The organism is Myxococcus dinghuensis (assembly GCF_024198235.1).
In the GTDB taxonomy this organism is placed as follows: Bacteria; Myxococcota; Myxococcia; order Myxococcales; family Myxococcaceae; genus Myxococcus; species Myxococcus dinghuensis.
Genome location: NZ_JAKCFB010000033.1, coordinates 1 through 22,125, shown reverse-complemented (window position 1 = coordinate 22,125; position 22,125 = coordinate 1). Strand labels below are relative to the sequence as shown.

Here is a 22,125-nt window from a genome sequence, read left to right as displayed (position 1 = left end):
GTGAGGTGCCAAGCGGGTGACATGGGACGGGCCACACCCGCGACGTGTGTGGGCGTGGAGGGCCTGTCACCGGCCGGCGCTTTTGTTGACGGAGTGGCAGACCGCCCCCCTAATGCCCGGACAGGTCGGTAGCGGCCTGTAGCAGCGCCACGTCAGGAGGAACCCCCATGCAGGATGGAAACGCCAGCCCCCTGAGCCCCGAGCTTTCCCCGTCGCCGGTGGCCAGCGAGGCGACCGTCGACGCGCGCGGTCCCGAGGCCGATATCGTCTCCACCCACGTCCTCGTCCCCGAGGAGCAGGTGCAGAAGCTGCGCGAGCTGGCCCGCCGCACGCGCATCCACCAGAGCGAGTACCTGCGCGAGGCCGTGGAGGACCTGCTCGGCAAGTACGGCCGCGCGCCCGCCAAGCCCGAGGGCAACTCGTGAGGCTGTCCACGCCGGTGCGCGGCCTCATGCCGCGCCTGCGCGAGGCACCGCTCCCCGTGCTCGTACGCGATGTGGACGCCCCGCGCCCGCCGCGCACACCGCTCGCGGGTGAGCGCCCCACGTCCATCCGCGACGCCATCGTCCGCTGGTTGGATCAGGAGCTCTGAGCGTCTCACCAGCCCCTACCTGGAGGCTGGCAACCCGCGCGGGGTAGGCTCGGGACTCCTCGTTTCCCAGGAGTTCCACACCCCATGCGAACCCTCCTCCTCACCGCCGCGCTCGCCGTTGCCGCCACGGGCTGCGCGAGTTCGGGCGGCTTCCACAAGCTCTACCCGGGCATGACCTCGCAGCAGGTCGTGGAGGCCATGGGCTCCGGCCCCAGCCGGGCGCAGGAGTTCCCCGACAAGTCCACCGCCTGGTACTACGGCGACGATCGCTGCGTGCTCATGCGCGACGACAAGCTCGTCACCAAGGCCACGACGGAGGAGCGCACGTCGGTGGACACGCCCATCGTCTCCGTCCGCTCCACCTCCAAGGCGCTGTGCGCGCCGGAGGGCTACGACGCGGAGGCGCGCAGCGAGCAGGAGATCGACACCCCCTTCGGCACCTTCAAGGGCAACATCGACCCGTCCGGCGCGGTGAAGAAGGTGAAGAACGCCGTGGCGGGCGACTCGGCCGACGCGGAGCAGCCGACGGCCACCACGCCCGCGCCGTAGTCCTCGGCGCCCGTCCCGGAGGCCGCCCGCGTGACGCGCGGCCTTCCGGAAGACACCTCACGCGCTGGGAGCCGCGGCCTGCCCTTCCTTGTCCAGCTTGCCCGCGATGTCGCGGAAGGACATGTGCCCCAGGGACATGAGGACGAGGCCGAAGATGATCTGCTGCGCCGTCTGCGCGAACCACAGCACGTTCGCGTAGGCCAGCCCGCTGGCGTTCACCACCGCCGCCGGCAGGAAGAGGCTGAGCCCCACCTTGCAGGCCGCCTGGAAGGTCCCCATCATCCCCGGCGCCGCGGGAATCATCACCCCGACCACCAGCACGCACAGCACCACGTAGGCCTGGAACAGCGACAGGTTCATGGGCTGGCACGTGGCGCCCGGGGCGACCGTGGAGCAGTCGAACGCGTTGGCCAGGAGCATCATCCCGAACCCGTTCACGCCCCAGTACACCACCGTGTAGACGAAGAAGAGCGCCACCTGTCGGCCGCCCGGCAACTGCCGCATGGCCCCCACGAAGGTGTCCACGACGTCGGCGACCTTGTCGGCCAACGCCGGCGCGAAGCGGCCCACCGTCGAGCGCACCAGCCGCACCGTGCGCTCCTGCTGCCACAGCCCGAACAGCAGGAAGGCCAGTCCGCCGCCGAACACGGCGAACATCAGCCACGAGCCCAGCTTGACGTAGCGCACCTCCGGCGTCTCGTTGGGGACGAAGAAGAGCAGCACGCGCATGGACGCGGCGACGAACAGGCCGTCGACGATGCGCTCGAGCACCACCGACGTCATCGCCGCGCTGCGCCGGATGGAGCTGCGCTGGGCGATGAGGAAGGGCCGGGCGAACTCCCCCAGGCGGAAGGGCAGCACCAGCAGCATCATGAAGCCGATGCCAGAGGCCTCGTTGAGCTTGCGGAAGGGCACCCGCTCCAGCCCCGACAGCAGGCAGCCCCAGCGCAGGGTGCGGGCGACGTGGATGCCCACCAGGCACAGGAGGTACGGCGCGAGCCACGCATAGTTCGCCGACCGGAGGCTGGCGAGCTGGGTGCTCCAGTCGGTGTCCCGGAAGGCCCACCAGAGGAAGAGGACGGTGACCAGGAGGCTGGCGATGAGCTTGACGGCGCGTTTCACGGCGGCCGGGTATACCGTCAGTCCTGGTCGGACTCCAGCGACTCTCCAGCCAGAAGTCTCGCGGGGTTGTCCCGGAGCAGGCGGGCGAACGTCTCCCCACCTGCCCTGCGGTCCAGCTCCTCCATCGCCCGGCCCACCCAATCCCGAGCCCCCACCGGCCCATGCAGGTCCGTGGCGGCCACGGCGTAGAGCCCCTCGTCCAGGAAGGCGCGGGACAGCTTCTTCGCCGTCCCCCCGTAGCGGCCCACCAGCGCCCCCACGTCCAGTTGGAGGAGCGCCCCCGCGCGCACCGCCTCCGCCGCGCGACCCTTGCGCTCGAACTCCAGGCAGCGCTCGGGGTGGGCGATGAGCGGAAGGATTCCCTTCGTCCGGATGCGGAACAGGATGTCCGGCAGCGCGGGCACCGGCGCGGTGTAGGGCAGCTCCACGAGGACGCAGCGCCCGGCCCCCAGCATGCGCGCGGCGGGCGTGCCCAGGCCGCGCAGGAAGGCCTCGTCCAGCACGTTCTCCGCGTTGCGTCCGAGCGTCAGCGGGAGGTGCTCGCGCGCCAGCGCTTCCCGCAGCTCCCCCAGGCGCTGCTCGACGACGTCCACCGCGGCGTACTCGGGGCGCGCGTGGGGGCTGGGCGCCACGGTGGAGAAGCCCAGCGACACCAGCGCCCGCGCCATCTCCAGCGCGTCATCCAGGCTCCGCGCGCCGTCGTCGACGCCGGGAATCAGGTGGCAATGCAGGTCGACGTAGCCGCTCACGCGTCCCCGGCCTGCCGGTCGGGATGGCGGGAGGGCGGCACCTCATCCTCCGTCTCCTCGGCCTGGCGGTCGGGCACCCGGTACTCCTCTCCCAACCAGCGCCCCAGGTCCACGGCCCGGCAACGGCGGGAGCAGAACGGGAACGACGTGTTCTCGGAGCGAGGAGGCACCGGCTTCTGACAGATGGGACACGGGGAGGTGCTCATGGCGGCTTCCTCCATAGATAAGCCTTGACGCTCCCGCGAGCCAGGACGTTTCGTGCCCGCTCGCCACAGAGGGAGAGCCCGAGATGAAGGTCCTGCGCATCACCCAACCCGGCGGCCCGGAGGTGCTCGCCTTCGAGGAGCGCCCCGCGCCCGTCCCCGGGCCCTCCGACCTCCTCGTCCGGGTGCGCGCCACCGCGCTCAACCGCGCGGACCTGCTCCAGGTGCGTGGCCACTACCCCGCTCCCCCGGACGTCGCGCCGGACGTCCCCGGCCTGGAATACGCGGGCGAGGTGGTGGCGGTGGGCCCGCGCGCCCGGCGCTTCCAGGTCGGCGACCGCGTCATGGGCCTGGTGGGCGGCGGCGCCTGGGCCGACCTGCTCGTCACGCACGAGCGCGAGGCCCTGCCCATGCCCGAGGGGCTCGACTTCACGGACACGGCCGCGCTGCCGGAGGCCTATCTCACCGCGTACGACGCCCTCTTCCTCCAAGGCGGCGTGAGCGCGGGAGAGACGGTGCTCATCCACGCGGTGGCCAGCGGCGTCGGCTCCGCGGCGGCCCTCTTGTGCAAGGCCACCGGCGCGCGCGTGGTGGGCACGGGCCGCAACGCCGCCAAGCTGGCGCGGGCCTCCGACTGGGGCGTGGCCAGGACGGTGCTCTGCGACGCCGCCCCACCCCGCTTCGCCGACGCCGTGCGCGCCGAGACGAACGGACGGGGCGCCGACCTGTGCCTGGACCTCGTGGGAGGCGACTACGTCCCGGAGACGCTCGAGGCCCTCGCGCCACGCGGCCGCGTCATGCTCGTGGGCCTGGTGGCCGGCGCCCGCGTGGACGTCGACCTGGGGCTGGTCCTGCGCAAGCGGCTGCACGTCACCGGCACCGTGCTGCGGAGCCGTCCGCCCGAGGAGAAGATGGCCCTGACGCAGAGCGCGGAGCGCCACCTGCTCCCGCTGTTCCGCTCCGGCGCGCTCCGGCCCGTCGTCGACGCCGTATTCCCCCGGGAGCAGTTGCGCGAGGGCCTCCAGCGCATGGCGCGCAACGACTCGGTGGGCAAGCTGGTGGTGCGCTGGGATTGAAGCCCCCCGCGCCCCCGAAGCCCGCCGCCAGCGGGGTGAAGGCGCGCGCCCCACCCCGCCAGCGGGACGCTCACGTCACAGGGGCCCCAGCCGGCCGACGCGGAAGCGCGCATCCCACGGCGCGCGGTTGGTGCCCCCCCCCGTCGAGTCCCACATGGTGCCGTTGGCGTACGGGTTGTTGATGTTGATGGTGGTCTGGAGCGTCTGGGCGCCCGTGCCGAACACCACCGTATAGGTGCCGTTGGCCGCCATGGGTACGCCGGCGAAGTTCGCGCGGAACCAGGTGTACGCGGTGGTGGTGCCGCACTGCACGCCGGTGTTGACGACGCTCGTCGCCGTGCCCACCACCGCGCCCGCGAAGCCGTTGCCCGAACGGATGTGGGCCGCCGTCGGGGCGGTGCTGGACAGGAAGCACCCCTCCGCGAAGTTGGTGGTCAGGTCCATGGGGATGAAGAACGACTGGCCGACCTGCGTCGTGAACGTCACGTCATGCGTGTGCGTGGGGATGACGTTGCGCACGGAGTTGGCGTTGGTGTGCCAGCCATACAGGCCCGCGGCCCCCGCGGCGTCCGGGTAGGTGATGTTGAGGGTGGACGTCGTGACGCCGTTGCACCACGGGTAGTGCATCGTGGAGAGGATGTCGTAGGGCGTCAGGGCGCGCCAGTTGCTGTCCTCGTAGCAGGGGATGGTGTTGCGGGTGTGCTCGTGCCGGAAGCCCAGCACGTGCCCCAGCTCGTGGATGAGGACGGTGGCCGTCGTCACGTTGGGTGAGCTGGGCGGCGCGGGGTCGAGCGAGGGGATGTCGATGACGACCGTGCGCGAGACACAGCCTCCGCCCGAGGGGAAGAACGCACACGCGCCGCCCGAGGACCAGGGCTGGACGGAGAACGTCACCGCGGGGTTGGTGTTGACGCAGTTGGCGTCCTGGGTGCTGTCGTAGATGAAGTCCACGTCCGCGAACGCCTCCCAGTTCGCCGTCGCGTACTGCATCTCGTTGACGATGCGCGCCTTGTTGGCGCCGAAGGTGTTGCTGACGCAGTAGCGGAGGTTGAAGCGCGCCGCCCACCGCCAGATGTCGTCCGCCCCGCCCACGGTGTTGACGATGAGCCCGGAGGTCTGCGTGCCCAGCCCACCGGACGTCCCCGCCGCCTGCTCGGAGACGTACTGCTCGTAGCGCGAGCGCAGCTCCTCCTGGGACACCGCCAGGTCCCACTCGACGACGAAGAGCTCGCGCCCATCCACCACCCGGCGCGCGCTGCGTTGGTAGTCCTCCCAGCTCATCACCTGGGAAGACGGCGCAGAGGGCGCGGGCTCCGCACGTGGCACGTCCGGCTCACCCGCGCCACAGGCCCACAGCAAGGGAACCGCGAGGACGACCCACCCCGTGCGCCACGGGGACACTCCGCTGCTTCGCATCATGGGCTGCTCCTGAGGAAGTGCGCTGCATGGGTACGGCGCCGGCAGCGTCCCATCCGACGGGCCCCCCGCGGCAATCGCGGAAGCCTCTTAGCCTCGCGACTCCGACTCCACCTCCAGCGTCATTTCCTGTGGCCCCTGGAACCGCGCGAGCACACGCGTCACGCCCGAGTCACCCTCGCGCCGACGCGACCTGACTTGACGGCACCGCGCGCGAAGGAATACTCGAAACCTGAATCACCATTCATCTCAGGATTCACCCCAACACGGGAACCCCATGAACTTCCTTTCGAAGCGTCGTCACGGTGTGGTCATCGGCCTCTCCAGCCTCCTGCTCCTGGCGGGGTGTGGCGGGCAGGAGCTGCCGACGGGCGATGCACCGTCGCAGGACACCGACACCGCGACGTCCGCGCTCTACGAATCCCCGGACAGCCTCATCGGCCTGTCGGGGACGTACTCGCGCACGTGGCCCCTGGCCGCGCCCGAGGAGCTGCTCACCATGACGCTCACCGGCACGGAGCAGATCGACCACGTCGACGGGACCTACGTCCGCACGGTCAGCCGCGCCTGTCCCATCCTGGGCTGCAACAGCGAGTCGGGGAGCTTCTACGCGCTGCCCAACAACCCCGCCATGGGCGCCTTCATCGTGTTCAGGGACCTGGCCGGGCAGAACCGTGACGTCTACGCCATCCTGCAGATCCAGCGCAGCGCCTTCACCGGGAAGATCACCGGCATCGTCCTCCAGAAGGGCGACGTCACGCCGGTGCAGTCGTTCACCATGACGCGCGTGGGCCTCTGAACCACCGCGCCCACTCCACCCGTGAGCGCCCGCGCGAACGCCGGGCGCTCAATCCCAGCCGTACCAGTACTTCTCCTTGGAGTCGTACGAGTACTTCCAGAAGACGACGGTGTAGCAGGTGATGATGTACTTCCCGTCCGAGTAGCGGTGGTAGCCGCTGTCGCGATGGCTGGGCGGTTCGCTCGTCCCGCCTTGGAGGTCGCACGTGGGCAGCGTCGCGATGCGCGTGGGGACCAGCTCCTCGACGGTCTCGGGATAGGTCCCCTTCTCCGCGCGGTACGCCTCCAGGCTCGCGATGAGCGGCGCGAACTCCCGCTCCACGCGGTCGAAGCGCCAGTACATGCCGCGGACCATCCCCACACACGTCAGCGCCATGCCCGCCAGCAGGATGGCCAGCGGCGTGAAGGCAATCCGCCTGCGGACGGGGAACACCCCCAGCACCACCATCACCAGCAACAGCAGGACGCAGACCACTGCGATGAACGGCGCCAGCAGGACGAAGTTGAACGACAGGTGCCCCATCAGCGTCATCGCCCCGACCCCCAGCAGGGTGCCCACCGCGACGATGATGTTGAGTCGACGTTCTCGCATTCCCTCACGATAGCAGGACGACACGACAGCCCCGCTCTCCCCGTTCGAGTCTCAATCCTTGGGACTCCGCGAGGCCCGCCGCGTCAGGACGTCGCATCCATCCACAGCTTCACGACCTCCACGAGCGCCTCCAGCTTCGCGCGGACGTCCTGGGCATCGCGCAGGGTGACGACCGCCCGGTCCGCCGCGGCCCAGCGCAGCAGCCCGGAGGCATCCTCGAAGGAGAAGCCCTGGCTGTCCTTCACCTTCGCCCCTCGGTGGAAGATGAGCTGGAATTGGTGCTTCGGCTGCAGCTTGAACGTCACCCGGTCATCCGTGTAGCCGAAGCTCGGGGCGTTCCACTTGATGCGCTCGGTGATGCGCCGGTCGGACGCCAGGATGGCGGCCCTCACCCGCTCGACCTCTTCCTTCAACGGGTGCTCCAGCTCCAACATGTAACGGTCGACGGCCTCGGCCCTGTTCGCCACGTCGCTCCCCTGCTCCCACGAAGTCCATCCATCACACGACAGCACGCTGCCCCCGCGTTCACATAGGCAAGCAGGCTCTCGATCGCAAGATTGGGAGGAGAGGACTTCCAAGGAAGTACCGCCCCCCAGGAAGTCTCCGCCTGCTGGCACCCCTGCCTCCGCGAGCAGCCTCCCCTCCCAGCCCGTGATTCGTTGATGGCGCGCCCACACCCGTCGCGGAGGTGCAGGGCCGCGTGTGCCTTCCCCGAGGAATTCGCTCCGCCTCGTCGAGCCCCCACATGAACCCTGTCCCCGCCGTCTCCGCCAGCAGCGAGCCTCCCGCCCCACCCGCCCCCACCACCTTCGGTCCCGGCACCCGCCTGCACCAGTACGAGCTCATCCGCCAGCTCGGCAGTGGCGGCATGGGCACCGTCTTCCTCGCGCGCGACACGCGCCTGGGACGCCGTGTCGCCATCAAGTTGCTGCACACGCAGGACGCGCAGTTCGCGCGGCGCTTCCTCCTGGAGGCCCGCACCACGGCGCGCTTCAGCCACGAGAACATCGTCATCATCTACGAGGTCGGCGAGGTCGGCGACAGCCCGTACATGGTGCTGGAGTACCTCCAGGGCCAGCCGCTCAACAAGCTGCTCAAGGGCGCGCCCCGGCTTCCTCCCGCGCGCGTCGTGGAGCTGATGGCGCCCGTGCTGCGCGCCCTCGCCTGCGCGCACGAGCAGAAGATCGTCCACCGGGACCTGAAGCCGGAGAACATCATCGTGACGGACTCGGGCACCATCAAGGTGCTCGACTTCGGCATCGCCAAGGTGCTCCACGGCGACGAGCGCCCCTCCGACGCGCTGCCGCGCGCCTTCCTGGAGGGGCTGCGCTACACCCCCGGCCCCGTGCTCGTCGACGACGCGCACCAGCTCACGCGGCAGGGCGCGCTGCTCGGGACGATGTCGTACATGTCCCCGGAGCAATGGGGCAACGGCGTCCCGGTCGACCACCGCACGGACATCTGGGCGGTGGGCATCATGCTCTTCCGCATGCTCGCGGGCCGTCACCCCCTGGATCCGCTGCGTGGCCCCCAGCTCATGGTCACCGCGCTGCTCGACGAGCCCATGCCGCCGCTCCGGGCGGCGCTCCCGGACGTCCCGGTGGAGCTGGCCAGCGTCGTCGACCGCTGCCTGCGCAAGCACAAGGACCAACGCTTCCCGGACGCGCTCGCGCTCCTGCGAGCCCTGGAGCCGTTCATGCCCGGGCGCTTCGTCCAATCCGCCCCCATCGACCAGAGCCCCTACGCCGGGCTGAGCTCCTTCCAGGAGTCGGACTCCGGCCGCTTCTTCGGCAGGGCGCGTGAGACCGCGGCCCTGGTCAACCGCGTGCAGGACACGCCCCTGGTCGCCGTGGTGGGCCCCTCCGGCGCCGGCAAGTCCTCCTTCGTGCGCGCGGGCCTGCTCCCCGCCCTCAAGCGCTCCGGGGCGGCGTGGGAGTCCCTCATCATCCGACCCGGGCGGGACCCGCTCGCGGCGCTCGCCAGCATGCTCGCGCCCTTCGTGACGTCCTCGCCCACGCTGGAGGAGGACCTGCGCAAGCAGCAGCAGATCGCCTCGCACCTGCGGCTGGAGCCAGGGTACGTGGGCGCCGTGCTGCGGGCCCGGGCCCGGCGCGAGCGGCGGCGCATCGTCCTCTTCATCGACCAGTTCGAGGAGCTGTACACGCTGGTGCCCGACGCGCGCGAGCGCCGCGCCTTCACCGCGTGCCTGTCCGGCATCGCCGACGACGCGACGTCGCCCATCCGCGTCATCCTGTCGGTGCGCTCCGACTTCCTGGACCGCGTCTCGGAGAACGAGCGCTTCATGGCGGAGCTGGCCCCCGGCCTGTTCTTCCTCTCCACGCCCCAGCGGGACGGGCTCCGGGAGGCGCTGGCCCAGCCCGCGGAGCTCGCGGGGTATCGCTTCGAGTCCACCACCATGGTGGACCAGATGATCCAACACCTGGAGACGACGCCCGGCGCGCTGCCCCTGCTCCAGTTCGCGGCCACGCAGCTCTGGGAGGCTCGAGATCCGTCCCGGAAGCTCCTGACGGAGGAGGCCTATCGGCGGCTGGGGGGCATCTCCGGCGCGCTGGCCACCCACGCGGACAGCGTGCTCACGGGCATGTCGCCCCACGAGAAGTCACTGGCGCGGGCGGTGTTCCTCCGGCTCGTCACGTCGGAGCGCACACGCGCCATCGTGTCGCTCGAGGAGCTGCGTGAGCTGACGCGGGACACGGCGGAGCTGCAGCGCCTCATCGACCACCTGGTCCAGGCGCGCCTCCTCCTCATCCAGACGGGGCGCGGCGCCACGGGCTCGTCCGTCGAGCTGGTGCACGAGTCGCTCATCACCGGCTGGCCCACCCTGCGCCGCTGGCTCGACGAGGGCCAGGAGGACACGGCCTTCCTCGAGCAACTGCGGAACGCGACGCGGCAGTGGCAGGCGAAGGGGCGCGACAGCGGCCTGCTGTGGCGCGGGGAGATGGTGGAGGAGGCCCGCAGGTTCGAGCGCCGGTATCGGGGAGAGCTGCCCGCGTTCCAGCGGGCCTTCCTCCGGGCCGTCGCGCAGCAGGCCGCGAGGCAGGAGCGACTGAAGCGCGTGCTCATCGTGGGCGGCGTGACCTTCCTGGTGCTGCTGTTCATCGCCGCGGCGGTGGCGCTGGTGTTCATCCGGGATGCCCAGCAGGAGTCCGAGCGACAGGCCGCCGCCGCCCTGCGCGCGGAGGCGTCCGCGAGGCACGCGGAGGCCCAGGCCCGGACCTCGGAGGCCGAAGCCCGGGCCCGGCTCGCCGAGGTGCAGACCAAGGAGCAGGAGCGGCAGGCGGCGCAGCTTCGCGCGGAGGAGGCCTCCGGCCAGGTGGAGGAGGGCAACGCGGAGCTGGTGCGCAAGAACACGGAGCTGGTCGTCACGCTCCGGCGCGCGCGTCAGGCCGAGTATCGCGCGCGACTCGCCCGCTACCGCGCCGAGCAGAGCGCCATGGCGGCGCGGCAGTCCCGGGGTGAAGCCGAGCGACTCCTCCAGCGGGAGCAGGAGCGGGCACGGCGCATCGAGGCGACGCTCGGGAGCCGGTTCATCGAGACGCTGAAGTGAGGAGCCGCCATGTCGGAACGCAGAGCGCGTGTCACACGGTGGGTCCTCGTGTCGCTGGTGTTGTGCGCGACGCCGGCCATCGCGCAGCAGGCCGCGGGTGCCCTGGACGCCCGCCCCCACCGCCCCTGGGCCGAGGGCGTCTCCGCCGAGGACCAGCGGGCCGCGGAGGTGCTGTTCCTCGAGGGGAACGGCTACCTGCGTGAGTCCGTCTTCGTCGAGGCCATCCGCAGCTACCGGCGGGCCCTGGGCCACTGGAACCACCCGGCCATCCACTACAACCTGGCCCTCGCGCTGATGAACCTCGACCAGCCGCTCGAGGTCCACAAGCACCTCCGGGCCGCGATGGACCACGGCGCCGAGCCGCTGGACGCCGCGCGCTTCGAACACGCTCGGGCCTATCAGGCCCTCATCGAGAAGCAGCTCGCCTGGGTGGACGTCCGCTGCGACGAGGAGGGCGCCGTCGTCACGCTGAACGGACAGCCCCTGTTCAAGGCCCCCGGGCGATACCGGAGCCTCATCCGCCCCGGCGTCCACAGCGTCGTGGCGCTGAAGGAAGGCTACCTGCCCACGGAGACGCGGCAGACGCTGAAGGCCGGGGAGACGGCCGAGCTGCGCCTGGCGCTGCATACCGCCAACGAGGTGATCCGCTATCGCCGGCGCTGGTCCGCGTGGGTTCCCTGGACGGTGCTCGGCGCGGGGCTCGCCGTCGGCGGTGCAGGCGCGCTGCTGCACGTGAAGTCGAAGCAGGCGTTCGACGACTTCGACTCCCGGATTCCACCCGAGGGCACCCCGCTCACGCCCGCGCTCTCCTCGCTGCGCCGCAGGGGCTCCCGGCTCCAGGGCGTGGCCATCGGCGCGTACTCGCTCGCGGGCGCGACGTTGGTGACCGGCGCCGTCATGGCCTACCTCAACCGCCGCGAGTCCTACCGCATCCAACCCGAACCCGAGGCCCCCTGGGCGCTCGCCCCCATCCTCGACACCGAAGCCCCCGGAGTCCTCGGCTTCGTCCGTTTCTGATGTGAGGTCCGCATGAAGCCCGTCCGCGTCGTCACCTGCCTCGCGCTCCTTTTCTGCGGGGCGCTCCTCGCCTGCTCCGACTCCGAGACCGTCACCTGCCGACAAGGCCTCCTCTGCCCCGCTGGCTACAGGTGCACCGCCCGCCAGACGGAGTGCATCGACCGCACGGACACCTGCGGCGACGGAATCGTCCAGGCCCACGAACAGTGTGATGACGGGGACAGGCAGGAGGACAGCATCTGCACCTCGGACTGCAAGTTCGTGCTGCGCTGTGGAAACGGGCGCGTCGAGCCAGAACTCGGGGAGGCGTGCGACGATGGCAACCACGTCAACGGCGATGGGTGCAGCGCGGACTGTGGGTCCGCCGAGTCGTGTGGCAACGGCGTCCTCGACGCCGCCAGGGGCGAGCTGTGCGACGACGGCAACCAGGTCGACGGCGACGGCTGCAGCGCGGACTGCCGGTCCAACGAGCGCTGCGGCAACGGCATCCTCGACAGCGCGGCGGGCGAGGTCTGCGACGACGGCAACTCCCTGAGCGGCGATGGCTGCAGCGCCGACTGTCGCTCCCTGGAGCGCTGCGGCAACGGCCTCGTGGACCTCACCCGCGAGGAGCAATGCGACGACGGCAACTCCCTCGACGGCGACGGCTGCAGCGCCGACTGCCACTCCAACGAGCGCTGCGGCAACGGCATCCTCGACGGCGTGGCGGGCGAGGTCTGCGACGACGGCAACAACCGCGATGGCGACGGCTGCAGCGCCGACTGCCGGTCCCGTGAGAACTGTGGCAACGGCGTGCGCGACCTCGCGGCGGGCGAGGCCTGCGACGACGGCAACGACGTCGACGGTGACGGCTGCAGCGCCCACTGCCGCTCCGACGAGACGTGCGGCAACGGCATCGTCGACGCGAGCCGGGGCGAGCGCTGCGACGACGGCAACAACGTCGACGGTGACGGCTGCAGCGCCAACTGCCGCTCCGACGAGACGTGCGGCAACGGGGTTCGCGACCTGGCGACCCGCGAGGCCTGCGATGACGGCAACCGGGTCGACGGCGACGGCTGCAGCGCCGACTGCCGGTCCGACGAGACGTGCGGCAACGGCATCGTCGACGCGAGCAGGAAGGAGAGCTGTGACGACGGCAACAACGTCAATGACGATGGATGCAGCGCGGACTGCACGTTGGCCACCCACTGCGGCAATGGCCTCGTGGAGCCGCCCGAGGTGTGTGACGACGGCAACGCCAACGCCTGCGGCACCTGCAGCGCCGACTGCGGGCGGGCGCGCGCGCCCACGAACGCGCGAGGGACGCTGTCCATGAGCGACCTGGCCCGCCCGGGAGAGGTCCTGGTCCTCGACGACGGCTCGCGGAGGGTGTTCTTCGAGTTCACGACGGACGGACGCGCCGCCGCGCTCTCCCACAAGCCCGTGCGCCTGCCGCCCAGCGGGGGCGCCTCGGCGCTGACCGACGCGCTCGTCTCGGCCATCAACGGGGCGAGGACCGACGGCGCCACGGGCCTGCGCCTCTCCGCGACGAGGCTGAGCGCCGCCGCCATCCTCCTGGAGAACCTGGACCCAGGCACCGCCGGCAACCAACCCGTCACCACGTCCGTCCCGGAGAACCGCCTCGCCGTGACGCCCCTGGCCGGAGGCGAGGGCTACGACTGCCCCCTGGCCATGGGCTGCATGCTCGACGCGGACTGCACGCGAGGCAAGGACCAGGACGTCGGGTGCATCAAGCTGCTCGGTCAGAGGCGGGGCGTCTGCGGCCCCCGTCCGCGCAACTGACCCATTGCGCCCCGAAACCGGGACCGTATCCTCCGCCGCCATGGCCACCCACTTCGACCCCAGCGCCGCCGCCCAGCCGGACTCCGGCGTCTTCGGACTGCCCCACTCGCCCGACGAGGCGCACGTCGTCCTCATCCCCGTGCCCTTCGAGGCCACCACCAGCTATGGCGGCGGCACCTCGGAAGGCCCCGCCGCCGTCCTCGACGCCAGCCGGCAGGTGGACCTCTTCGACGTGGAGACGGGCCGGCCGTACGAGCGCGGCATCGCCATGCTCCCGGAGCCCCAGGAGCTGCGCGACTGGAACACCCGCGCCAAGGAGCGCGCCCAGGTCGTCATCGAGGCCGGCGGCATCCACTCCGGCGACGCGGAGCTGCTCGCCGCCGCCAAGGACGTCAACGCGCTGTGCGAGCAGTTGAACGACCACGTCTACCGCACCGCGAAGCACTGGCTCGACCAGGGCAAGCGCGTGGGCGCGGTGGGCGGCGACCACTCCATCTCCTTCGGCATCATCAAGGCCCACGCGGAGAAGTACCCGGGCCTGGGCGTGCTCCACCTCGACGCCCACGCCGACCTGCGCGTCGCCTACGAGGGCTTCACCTGGTCCCACGCCTCCATCATGTACAACGTCGCCGAGCGCATCCCCGGCGTGAAGACGCTCGTCCAGGTGGGCCTGCGCGACATGAGCCAGGAGGAGCACCGCTACATCGAGGACTCGAAGGGCCGCGTCCACGGCTTCTTCGACGCCACCCTCCAGAGCCGCCGCTTCGACGGCGTCCCCTGGAACCGCCAGGTGGATGAAATCGTCGCCCTGCTGCCCCAGCAGGTCTACCTCTCCTTCGACATCGACGGGCTCGACCCCGTCCTCTGCCCCCACACGGGCACGCCCGTCCCCGGTGGCCTCTCCTTCCCGGAGGCCGTGGCCCTGCTCGCCGGGGTCGTCCGCTCCGGGCGAACCATCGTCGGCTTCGACCTCACCGAGGTCGCGCCGGATCCCGAGGGCGGTGAGTGGGACGGCAACGTCGGCGCCCGCCTGCTCTACAAGATGATCGGCTGGATGCTGAAGTCTCAGCGCGACTGAGCCTCGGCGCGGGTGCCCCGGGGCAGGTGCAGGCTGAAGGTGGAGCCCTGCCCCAGGCGCGACTCCACGGACAGCCCGCCGCCGTGCAGGCGCGCCAGCTCCGCCGCCACGTAGAACCCCAGGCCCGCGGCCCCGGCGGGCCCGTCCTGGAACTGGAACGGCGCGAACAGCCTCCGCGCCGTCTCCTCGGACAGCCCCGGCCCGCCGTCCCGCACCCTCACCGTCACCCGCGAGCGCGAGGACTGGAGCTCCACGCGCGCCTGCCCCTGGCGCACCGCGTTCGCCAGGAGCACGTCGAGGATCTGCCGGACCCGGTCCGCGTCGAACGTCACCGACACGGGCTCCACGGGCGCCGACAAGGACACCGCGGCGCGGGTGCGCCACAGCGACACGGCGTCGCGCAGGTGCCACGCCAGGTCCCCCTCCACCGCGTGGAGGCTCAACTCCCCCGACATCAGCCGCGCCGCGTCCCGGAGCGTCCGGCCCAACGCGTCCAGGGACTGGAGCTGCACGCCCAGCGACGCCAACGCGTCACGCTCCAGGCGAGGGTCGGCCTCCAACCGCTTGAGCTGGGTCCACGCCACCTCCAGCGCGCCCTGGAGCGCCCGCGCGGTCCAGTGGCCGAGCGCCACCACGGGCGGCTCCGGCTCCGGCGCGGGAGCCCGGGGCGCGTGCGCGAGCGAGCGGTGGACCAGGGACTCGAAGTCGGTGATTTCGAAGGGCTTGTGCAGGAAGGCGTGGGCCTCCGGGGCGCCCTGGGGCAGCACCGCGCTCAGGAGGATGACGGGCACGTCCCCGAGCGTCGCGTCCCGCTTGAGCCGGCGGCACAGCTCCACGCCGCTGAGCCGGGGCATCATGTGGTCGGTCACCACCAACTGGGGGCGACGCTCGCGGGCCAGCTCCAGGGCCTCCGCGCCATCCCGGGCCTTCACGACCTCGTGACCCAGGTCCTCCACCACCTGACTGAGGACTTCCAGCACCGCGGGCTCATCATCCGCGACCAGGACGAGACTCATGCTCCACTCCTCGACACCGCCGCGGCGCCCCAAGGCCACGACGCCAGGACTCCGACCGGCCCCCACCGATCCGGCAATGACTCGGGGAACGGCCACCTCCCGGAGATGCGATCGTTCACGGACGTGTGGATTGATCTATGAAAGGCGACGCACGGCCTCCAGCGAATCCTGGGAATGCCGCTGGCTTCCCGACAGTCCGCTTGTCACTCCGCGGACAATCCGCCCGAGGCGCATGGAGGGTTGAAATGAAGGCAGGAGTCATGAGGTGGCTGCTGGTGGCGACGCTGCTGGCATCGGGTGGCGCGAGCGCCGACATGGCCCGGCGCCGGGACGCCGTCGTGGAGGTCGTCCAGAAGGTCTCTCCCGCCGTCGTCTACATCGGCACCGAGCAGGAGGTGGAGTCGCGCTTCCGCCGCCGTTCGCCCCTGGAGGAGTTCTTCGGCGGCATGGGCGGAGGACAGGAGCGGCAGAAGATTGAAGGCCTGGGCAGCGGCGTCATCATCGACGCGTCCGGCATCATCGTCACCAACGACCACGTCATCCGCGGCGCCTCCGCCATCCACGTCGTGCTCGCGGACGGTCGCTCCTACGACGCGGAAGTCATCGGCAGCGACGCCGCCAACGACCTGGCCGTCCTCAAGGTCAACGCGAAGGAGCCCCTGCCCATCGCCCGGCTGGGCACCAGCTCCGACCTGATGATTGGCGAGACCGTCATCGCCATCGGCAGCCCGTTCGGCCTGAGCAAGACCGTCACCGCGGGCGTCGTGTCCGCCACTGGAAGAACTTTCCGGGCGGACAACCGCGTCTACAACGACTTCGTCCAGACGGACGCGGCCATCAACCCGGGCAACTCGGGTGGGCCGTTGCTCAACGTGGACGGGGAGATCATCGGCATCAACACGGCCATCTTCGGCGGCGGCGCGCAGGGCATCGGCTTCGCGATTCCGGCGGACAAGGTGCGGCGCATCGTCGACGAGCTGACGCGCTTCGGGAAGGTGCGGCCCGCGTGGGTGGGCATCGACGCGGCGGACCTGCCGCCTCGCGTGGCGCGGCAGCTCGGGTGGGACCGCTCCTATGGCGCGCTGGTGACGTCCGTGGAGCCCGGCAGCCCGGCGGCGCAGGCCGGCGTGCGGCGCGGCGACGTGGTGGCCGAGTTGGGCGGCTCGCGCCTGCAGGACGCCGAGGACTTCGACACGCGCATCCGGGGCTACCCGGCCCGCTCCACCTTCGCCCTGGTCCTCTTCCGTGACGGCGAGACACGCACCCTCCAGCTCACCCCCACGGAGTTCCCCCCGCGCATGGTGGAGTCCCTCGCGTGGGACAGGCTGGGACTCCGGGTGAAGGAGAACAAGGGCGTGCTCGCGCTATCGGGCGTCCGGCCGGGGTCGGTGGCGGCGGAGGTCGGCCTGGAGCCCGGGGACATCATCCTGCGCGTGAACAACCAGCCCCTCGCGACGGCGGATGCCTTCCGGGAGGCGCTGCTCAACGCGCGGCGCGGACGCAGCGTGCTGCTGCTCGTGCGCCGAGGCCGTTACGGCTACCACATCACGCTGCCCTTCGAGCAGGACCAGGGCCAGAGCCTGTAGGGCCGCCCTCCAGCCAGACAGGGATGTAGCAGCGGCTTCCTCGGATTTCGGGGCACGTGCGGATCGCACTAGCATGCAGGCCCCATGAGCACCGTGCGCTACCTCTCTCTTGGTCCCCTGCTCGCCGGGGCTGGCTCCCGAGCCTTCCTCGGCCTCGCCCTGGAGGATGGTCAGCCTCCTCGCCCGGTCGTCCTCATCTGGGCGCCGCAGGAGGTGGTGCAGAGCCCGGAGCTGACCGCCAAGCTGACGCGCGAGACGAACCGCGCCCTCGTCTTCGACCATCCGCACATCCTTCGCGTGCACAGCCTCGCCGCGCAGGACGGCGGGCTCGCGCGTGTCACGGAGTTCGCGGACGGCGAGCCACTGCGGCGGGTGTTGGAGGCGCATCCCCGCCTGCCGCCGCCGCTCGCCGCGTTGATCGCCTCCGATGCCGCCATGGGCCTGCACTACGCGCACATGGCGGGCAACGACGACGGCTCGCCCCTGGTGCACGGTGACGTGCGCCCCGAGACGCTGATGGTGTCCTTCAGCGGCATGACGAAGGTGACGGGCTACGGCGCGCTCAGCGTGGCGCCGCGCGAGCGCGACGGGAAGCGCGTGAAGAACCGCCGCGCATACAGCGCGCCCGAGCAGCTCCTGGGCGGTCGCGAGGCAGTCAACGTCCAGTCGGACGTGTTCCTGCTGGGGCTCGTCCTGCACGAGTGCCTGTCCGGGAAGATGCCGTTCAAGGACAACGCGGACCCGGACAAGGCGACGCTCACGCGCACGCTGCCGACGATGTCCCAGGACGTGCCGCTCAAGCTGGACGCCGTGGTGCGCAAGGCCACCGCGAAGCGCGCGTATGACCGGTACACGTCCGCCCACGCGTTCCGCGAGGCCATCGTCGAGGCGGTGGGCACCCTGCCCGCGCACACCTCGCTGGCGGACTTCCTCGCCAAGCTCTTCCCACCCGAGAGCGAGGCCCGCGCCGCGCGCCGCCGCGTCATCGAAGCGGGCATCGCGGACGTCCTCCAGAAGACGGGCGTGCCGCCCCCGGCGGTCGCCGAGTTCCTCGCCACCGGCAGCCTGCCCGCCACCATCGTCCCGAAGGTGTGGCCCACGCTGCAGGGCCAGCTCTCCATCCTCGCCGCCGTCTCCGGTGGCACGGGCAACGTCCAGGTCGTCAGCGAGCCCGCCAGCGGCGCCGAGGCGACGAGCACTCCCAGCGCGCCCGAGGCCGCGAGTCCGTCCGCTCCAGCGGGTGCGACGACCAGCACGCCGAGCGCCGCGCCTGGAGCCGTGACTGCCTCGGGCACGCAGGGTGGCTCCGCTCCGTCGGCTGGCACACAGGCCGCGAACGGGACGACCGGCCCCGCAGGCGACGCCGGTGGTACCAGCGCGCAGGCGACGAACACGACGACCAGCCCCCAGCTCCCGACCGACAACAGCGCTGCGGAAGCCTCCACACCAGCGACTGGCGCGACTGGCGCGACGCCTTCTCCGACCCCCGCCGGACCGCAGCCCGTCATCGCGCAGGTGACGCCTCCGGCCGCTGCTGGCGTGCCACCGGTTGCGACCGCCACGCCGGGCGCGGCGCCTTCTCCGAAGTCCTCCCGCGCCTGGATTCCCATCGCGGGCGTGGGGCTCGTGCTGACGCTCGCGGGCGGGGCGGTGGTCCTGTCGAAGCTGCCCGCTGGAATCTCCCAAGAAGGCGAGGACGCGGGCTCGCTCGCGGTGTCGCCGCCCGTGCTCCTCGATGCGGGCACGGACGCGGGGACGGCCCCGGAGCGACCGCAGGTGATCACCGGCCTCCTGGACATCACCGTGGATCCGCGCGTGGACGTGTCCGTTCCCGGCACCTTCCTCGGACGGACGCCCCTCACCGCGACCCTCCCCGTGGGGCGCTACGTCGTGACGCTCAGCAACACCGTGCTGGGCATCCAGACGACCCGCACCGTCACGGTCTCCGCCAATGGACGCGCGTCGCTCCAGGTCTTCCTGAACAAGAGCTACGTCATCGTGCGCGCACCGAAGGACGCCATCGTCACCCTCGACGGTCGCCTCGTCGGCGCGGCCCCCGTCGAGGAGCAGGAGGTGTACGAGGGCAACCACCAGCTCCTGGTCATCGCCAACGGCGCGCGCTGGCAGAAGAGCTTCAAGGTGGACCCGGGCCAGCGCATCGCCTTCGACGTCGACTTCGAGACGCCGTCCGAGGAGTAGCCCCTTGCCTTCCCCGAGGGCCGGGCTACTCCCGACCCTCTCGGGACAGGAACGCGAGGACGCGGTCGAGGTCCACCGGCCGGCCCAGGCACTCGTTGGCCCCCGCGGCCAGGCACCGCGACCGCTCGTCCTCCGTCATCGCCGCGGTGACGACGACGATGGGCAGCGCGCCGAAGCGCGCGTCCCGACGGACGGAGCTCACCACGTCGTAGCCCTCGTCGGTCATCGGGACGAGCAGCAGCATCGCGTCCAGCTCCGGTGAGTCCCGAAGCAGGACCAGGGCCTCGCCCATCGACTCCGCGTGGAGCAGCTCCAGTCCCCGACTCTCCAGCACGCTGATGAGCGAGAAGACCTCCCGGATGTTGTCGTCCACCACGAGCATGCGACGGCCGCTGAGCCCCTTGTTCGAGCGAGGGAACTCCACGGGCGCCGAGGGCACCTCCCACGTCGCACCCGAGAGCATCGCGGCGGAGAGGACGGAGACGTCCTGCCCGGAGGACGCGTCGCCGAGCCCCACGTCCGAGAACGCCGCCAGCTCGCGCGCGGACACGGCCGCGTGCGTCGTCAGCGACACGGACTCCAGCATCACCGGGTTGCTTCGCGTGTGGGCCGCCGCGTGGGCCAGGCCCTCGCCACCCACCGCGCCCACGTAGACCTCCGGGAGGTAGAGCGTGAAGGTGCTGCCCCGCCCCTGCTCGCTCATGACGTGCAGCTCGCCACCGAGCAGCCGCGCCAGCTCACGGCTGATGGACAACCCCAACCCGGTGCCGCCGTAGCGGTGGCTCGTCGAGGGCTCCGCCTGCTGGAACGCGTCGAAGATGCGGTTGAGCGCCTCCTGCGGGATGCCGATGCCGGTGTCCGTGACGCTGAAGGCCCAGAGCGCGTCGGCGTGGTTGAGCACCTCGCTGTCGAAGCGCAGGAGGCCCCGCTCCACGGAGGTGATGCGCAGCTCCACGCGCCCCCGCTCCGTGAACTTGAAGGCGTTGGACAGCAGGTTCTTGAGCACCTGCCGCAGGCGCATGGGGTCCGTGTGCACCGTCCACGGCCGAGCCCCCGAGAGCGCCACGCCGAACCCCAGGCCCTTGTGGTCCGCCACGTGCTGGAACTCGCGCTCCACGGCCAGCTTGATGTCGGTGAGCGGCACGTCGGCCGGCTCCACGCGCATCATCCCCGCCTCGACCTTGGACAGGTCGAGGATGTCGTTGATGAGGGACAGCAGGTCCGTGCCCGCCGCGTGGATGGTCCGCGCGTACCCTTCTTCCCGGGGCCCCAGGCGGTGCTCGGCGTTGTCCGAGAGCGCCTTGGACAGGATGAGCAGGCTGTTGAGCGGGGTGCGCAGCTCGTGGGTGATGTTCGCCAGGAACTCGCTCTTGTTTCGCGACGCGAGCGCCAGCTTCTCGGTGAAGCCGACGTTGTCGTTGAGCTCCTTCCACACGCCCGTGGGCGCATTCTCCGTGCCGGGGGCCTCCGCGCTGCCGCCCTCCACGCCCACCTTGCGCGCGACGCGCGTCACCTCGAGGGAGAACACGCGCAACTGCTCCACCATCGCGTTGACGATGTTCTTGAGCTCCAGCCCCTCGCCCCGCACCTCCACCGAGAGCTGGCGCGACAGGTCTCCGCGCGCCACCGCGCTGCTCACGTCGATGAGGTCGCGCACCTGGGCCGTGAGGCTGGAGGCGAGGATGTTCACCCCGTCTCCGAGCCGCCGCCAGGCGCCCTCCGCGTCGTGCGTGGGGACCTGCGCGCCGAGCCGGCCCTCCAACCCCACCTCCCGCGCCACGCGGGAGATGTCCTCCGTGAACGCCGCCAGCCGGGAGACGCCCGTGTTGAACGTCTCCGCGAGCCGGTCCAGGAGCGGATGGTGCCCCCGCACCGCCGCGCGGCGCGAGAAGTCTCCGCGGTTGACGGCCTCCATGGCGTCGAGCAGCGCCTCGAGTTGAGCGTCCCCGTCTCCACGTCCCTGGTTGCGAGAGTCTTCCACGAGAGGCTCCTGCGGACCCGCTGGTCGCGCCCGGAGCAGGTGCACCCCGCGCCCGGACGCCATCGCGATGGCGCGGCGGCGAACAGCCATCCCACGCTCGGGAATCCCGAGCGTGGCTCATGCGCTCTTGCGGCGGCGCATCATCGCTTCGTACGAGCGTCCGACGCTCTGAGACAGAATCATCAGCTCCCCGACATCTGGCGGCGTGAGCTGATCCGGCCCGTTGTCCACGTACAGCAGGTGCACCACCTTTCCCCGCACCAGCAGGGGAAGGATGACCGCCGTCGTGGGGAAACCACCTCCCAGCAGCTTGTAGAACACGGCCATCGCCGCGTCACGCCGCACCGGGCCCACGTAGTGCGAGCGCGTGTCTCGGACCAGACGGAACGTGCTCTGCTCGCGAAGCGCCACGCCGATGCGCCGCACGGACGCCTCGCGCACGCCGGAGCCCATGCCGTGCCAGCCAGTGACGAGGCTGCCCTGCACCGACAACAGCAGGTTGCGCTTCCACTTGCCCATCGCGAAGCGCAGCACCGTGCGCGCCACGTCCTCGCGGTCCAGGCTGCGCGCCAGCTCCGCCTGCGCCTCCGCGAAGGACAGCGGTGTGGGCGGCGGCTCGGGCGGCCGGGCCGGAGGCGCGGGGGGCACCGCCCCGGGAGGAGGCACCTGGGCGGAGGTCGCGGCCACGGGCGGCGGCGCCTGGCGCGGGGGCACGGGCGCGGCGGGAACGGGGACGCCCACGTGCACGGGCGGAGGCGGCGGCGCGGGGGGCGGCGCCACGGGGCGCGGCTGGGCGTCATC

The 22,125-nt window shown here is 71.3% G+C and carries 19 protein-coding genes and 1 pseudogene; 11 read left to right on the top strand and 9 right to left on the bottom strand.

Annotated features, from left to right (window positions below; translation table 11 throughout):
* The first annotated feature begins 167 nt into the window (after window positions 1-167).
* The 3 genes from LZ198_RS31770 (at window position 168) to LZ198_RS31760 (ending at window position 1,141) form a co-directional block, all read left to right on the top strand.
* Window positions 168-425, top strand: a complete 258-nt coding sequence (locus tag LZ198_RS31770) for a ribbon-helix-helix domain-containing protein (protein WP_253975875.1) — start codon at window positions 168-170, stop codon at window positions 423-425.
* Complete coding sequence (locus tag LZ198_RS31765; protein ID WP_253975874.1) at window positions 422-592, top strand: hypothetical protein; 171 nt, start codon at window positions 422-424, stop codon at window positions 590-592. Before LZ198_RS31770 ends, LZ198_RS31765 begins: the two co-directional genes overlap by 4 nt.
* 84 nt (window positions 593-676) lie before the next feature.
* Window positions 677-1,141 carry an outer membrane protein assembly factor BamE gene (locus LZ198_RS31760; RefSeq protein WP_253975873.1) on the top strand — a complete coding sequence of 155 codons (465 nt, stop codon included), beginning with the start codon at window positions 677-679 and terminating at the stop codon, window positions 1,139-1,141.
* Between the two features lie 57 nt (window positions 1,142-1,198).
* Here the strand turns inward: LZ198_RS31760 and LZ198_RS31755 are convergent, their stop codons facing one another.
* Genes LZ198_RS31755 through LZ198_RS31745 form a run of 3 tightly spaced genes read right to left on the bottom strand, consistent with a single transcriptional unit; the run spans window position 1,199 to window position 3,218 of the window.
* A complete protein-coding gene (locus LZ198_RS31755) occupies window positions 1,199-2,263 on the bottom strand; it encodes a lysylphosphatidylglycerol synthase transmembrane domain-containing protein (RefSeq protein WP_253975872.1) in 1,065 nt (354 codons plus the stop codon).
* Between the two features lie 17 nt (window positions 2,264-2,280).
* A complete protein-coding gene (locus LZ198_RS31750) occupies window positions 2,281-3,012 on the bottom strand; it encodes a tyrosine-protein phosphatase (RefSeq protein WP_253975871.1) in 732 nt (243 codons plus the stop codon).
* Window positions 3,009-3,218 (bottom strand): DNA gyrase inhibitor YacG, encoded by a 210-nt coding sequence (locus LZ198_RS31745; protein ID WP_253975870.1) that lies wholly within the window; start codon window positions 3,216-3,218, stop codon window positions 3,009-3,011. Before LZ198_RS31745 ends, LZ198_RS31750 begins: the two co-directional genes overlap by 4 nt.
* Window positions 3,219-3,301: 83 nt before the next feature.
* Here LZ198_RS31745 and LZ198_RS31740 point away from each other — a divergent pair, with 83 nt between their 5' ends.
* A complete protein-coding gene (locus LZ198_RS31740; RefSeq protein ID WP_253975869.1) occupies window positions 3,302-4,291 on the top strand; it encodes an NAD(P)H-quinone oxidoreductase in 990 nt (329 codons plus the stop codon).
* A 75-nt stretch (window positions 4,292-4,366) separates the two neighbouring features.
* On the opposite strand, the gene LZ198_RS31735 is transcribed toward LZ198_RS31740, so the two are convergent.
* On the bottom strand, window positions 4,367-5,710 hold the full coding sequence (locus LZ198_RS31735; RefSeq protein WP_253975868.1) for a M57 family metalloprotease: 1,344 nt from the start codon (window positions 5,708-5,710) through the stop codon (window positions 4,367-4,369).
* Window positions 5,711-5,984: 274 nt separating this feature from the next.
* Between LZ198_RS31735 and LZ198_RS31730 the strand changes: the two genes are divergently transcribed.
* The gene (locus LZ198_RS31730) at window positions 5,985-6,506 is read left to right on the top strand and encodes a hypothetical protein (protein ID WP_253975867.1); all 522 of its coding nucleotides are present in this window, start codon (window positions 5,985-5,987) and stop codon (window positions 6,504-6,506) included.
* A gap of 48 nt (window positions 6,507-6,554) precedes the next feature.
* On the opposite strand, the gene LZ198_RS31725 is transcribed toward LZ198_RS31730, so the two are convergent.
* Together LZ198_RS31725 and LZ198_RS31720 are read right to left on the bottom strand one after the other, a co-directional pair.
* The gene (locus tag LZ198_RS31725) at window positions 6,555-7,097 is read right to left on the bottom strand and encodes a hypothetical protein (RefSeq protein ID WP_253975866.1); all 543 of its coding nucleotides are present in this window, start codon (window positions 7,095-7,097) and stop codon (window positions 6,555-6,557) included.
* Window positions 7,098-7,180: 83 nt separating this feature from the next.
* On the bottom strand, window positions 7,181-7,564 hold the full coding sequence (locus tag LZ198_RS31720) for a DUF1801 domain-containing protein (protein ID WP_253975865.1): 384 nt from the start codon (window positions 7,562-7,564) through the stop codon (window positions 7,181-7,183).
* Window positions 7,565-7,842: 278 nt separating this feature from the next.
* Between LZ198_RS31720 and LZ198_RS31715 the strand changes: the two genes are divergently transcribed.
* Genes LZ198_RS31715 through LZ198_RS31700 form a run of 4 tightly spaced genes read left to right on the top strand, consistent with a single transcriptional unit; the run spans window position 7,843 to window position 14,542 of the window.
* The gene (locus LZ198_RS31715; protein ID WP_253975864.1) at window positions 7,843-10,665 is read left to right on the top strand and encodes a serine/threonine-protein kinase; all 2,823 of its coding nucleotides are present in this window, start codon (window positions 7,843-7,845) and stop codon (window positions 10,663-10,665) included.
* A 9-nt stretch (window positions 10,666-10,674) separates the two neighbouring features.
* Window positions 10,675-11,682 carry a PEGA domain-containing protein gene (locus LZ198_RS31710; RefSeq protein WP_253975863.1) on the top strand — a complete coding sequence of 336 codons (1,008 nt, stop codon included), beginning with the start codon at window positions 10,675-10,677 and terminating at the stop codon, window positions 11,680-11,682.
* Between the two features lie 12 nt (window positions 11,683-11,694).
* On the top strand, window positions 11,695-13,464 hold the full coding sequence (locus LZ198_RS31705) for a DUF4215 domain-containing protein (protein WP_253975862.1): 1,770 nt from the start codon (window positions 11,695-11,697) through the stop codon (window positions 13,462-13,464).
* 40 nt (window positions 13,465-13,504) lie between these two features.
* Window positions 13,505-14,542 carry an agmatinase family protein gene (locus tag LZ198_RS31700; protein WP_253975861.1) on the top strand — a complete coding sequence of 346 codons (1,038 nt, stop codon included), beginning with the start codon at window positions 13,505-13,507 and terminating at the stop codon, window positions 14,540-14,542.
* Here the strand turns inward: LZ198_RS31700 and LZ198_RS31695 are convergent.
* Window positions 14,530-15,558: an ATP-binding response regulator gene (locus LZ198_RS31695; protein ID WP_253975860.1), complete on the bottom strand. Its 1,029-nt coding sequence runs from the start codon at window positions 15,556-15,558 to the stop codon at window positions 14,530-14,532. The two genes, LZ198_RS31700 and LZ198_RS31695, sit on opposite strands and share 13 nt — an antisense overlap.
* A 245-nt stretch (window positions 15,559-15,803) precedes the next feature.
* On the opposite strand from LZ198_RS31695, the gene LZ198_RS31690 reads away from it, so the two are divergent.
* Together LZ198_RS31690 and LZ198_RS31685 are read left to right on the top strand one after the other, a co-directional pair.
* A complete protein-coding gene (locus tag LZ198_RS31690) occupies window positions 15,804-17,144 on the top strand; it encodes a trypsin-like peptidase domain-containing protein (RefSeq protein WP_253975859.1) in 1,341 nt (446 codons plus the stop codon).
* Between the two features lie 84 nt (window positions 17,145-17,228).
* A complete protein-coding gene (locus tag LZ198_RS31685) occupies window positions 17,229-19,343 on the top strand; it encodes a protein kinase domain-containing protein (protein WP_253975858.1) in 2,115 nt (704 codons plus the stop codon).
* A gap of 25 nt (window positions 19,344-19,368) precedes the next feature.
* Here the strand turns inward: LZ198_RS31685 and LZ198_RS31680 are convergent, their stop codons facing one another.
* Together LZ198_RS31680 and LZ198_RS31675 are read right to left on the bottom strand one after the other, a co-directional pair.
* On the bottom strand, window positions 19,369-21,324 hold the full coding sequence (locus LZ198_RS31680; protein WP_253975857.1) for an ATP-binding response regulator: 1,956 nt from the start codon (window positions 21,322-21,324) through the stop codon (window positions 19,369-19,371).
* A 117-nt stretch (window positions 21,325-21,441) separates the two neighbouring features.
* A pseudogene (locus tag LZ198_RS31675) lies at window positions 21,442-22,125 on the bottom strand (hypothetical protein); the annotation flags it as partial.

What these genes read in the sequence shown, in the direction of transcription:
- LZ198_RS31735 (WP_253975868.1), bottom strand. Translation starts at nt 5,710, where the DNA reads ATGATGCGAAGCAGCGGAGTGTCCCCGTGGCGCACGGGGTGGGTCGTC.
- LZ198_RS31730 (WP_253975867.1), top strand. Translation starts at nt 5,985, where the DNA reads ATGAACTTCCTTTCGAAGCGTCGTCACGGTGTGGTCATCGGCCTCTCC.
- LZ198_RS31690 (WP_253975859.1), top strand. Translation starts at nt 15,804, where the DNA reads ATGAAGGCAGGAGTCATGAGGTGGCTGCTGGTGGCGACGCTGCTGGCA.
- LZ198_RS31685 (WP_253975858.1), top strand. Translation starts at nt 17,229, where the DNA reads ATGAGCACCGTGCGCTACCTCTCTCTTGGTCCCCTGCTCGCCGGGGCT.
- LZ198_RS31700 (WP_253975861.1), top strand. Translation starts at nt 13,505, where the DNA reads ATGGCCACCCACTTCGACCCCAGCGCCGCCGCCCAGCCGGACTCCGGC.
- LZ198_RS31770 (WP_253975875.1), top strand. Translation starts at nt 168, where the DNA reads ATGCAGGATGGAAACGCCAGCCCCCTGAGCCCCGAGCTTTCCCCGTCG.
- LZ198_RS31705 (WP_253975862.1), top strand. Translation starts at nt 11,695, where the DNA reads ATGAAGCCCGTCCGCGTCGTCACCTGCCTCGCGCTCCTTTTCTGCGGG.
- LZ198_RS31745 (WP_253975870.1), bottom strand. Translation starts at nt 3,218, where the DNA reads ATGAGCACCTCCCCGTGTCCCATCTGTCAGAAGCCGGTGCCTCCTCGC.
- LZ198_RS31710 (WP_253975863.1), top strand. Translation starts at nt 10,675, where the DNA reads ATGTCGGAACGCAGAGCGCGTGTCACACGGTGGGTCCTCGTGTCGCTG.
- LZ198_RS31725 (WP_253975866.1), bottom strand. Translation starts at nt 7,097, where the DNA reads ATGCGAGAACGTCGACTCAACATCATCGTCGCGGTGGGCACCCTGCTG.
- LZ198_RS31740 (WP_253975869.1), top strand. Translation starts at nt 3,302, where the DNA reads ATGAAGGTCCTGCGCATCACCCAACCCGGCGGCCCGGAGGTGCTCGCC.
- LZ198_RS31695 (WP_253975860.1), bottom strand. Translation starts at nt 15,558, where the DNA reads ATGAGTCTCGTCCTGGTCGCGGATGATGAGCCCGCGGTGCTGGAAGTC.
- LZ198_RS31715 (WP_253975864.1), top strand. Translation starts at nt 7,843, where the DNA reads ATGAACCCTGTCCCCGCCGTCTCCGCCAGCAGCGAGCCTCCCGCCCCA.
- LZ198_RS31760 (WP_253975873.1), top strand. Translation starts at nt 677, where the DNA reads ATGCGAACCCTCCTCCTCACCGCCGCGCTCGCCGTTGCCGCCACGGGC.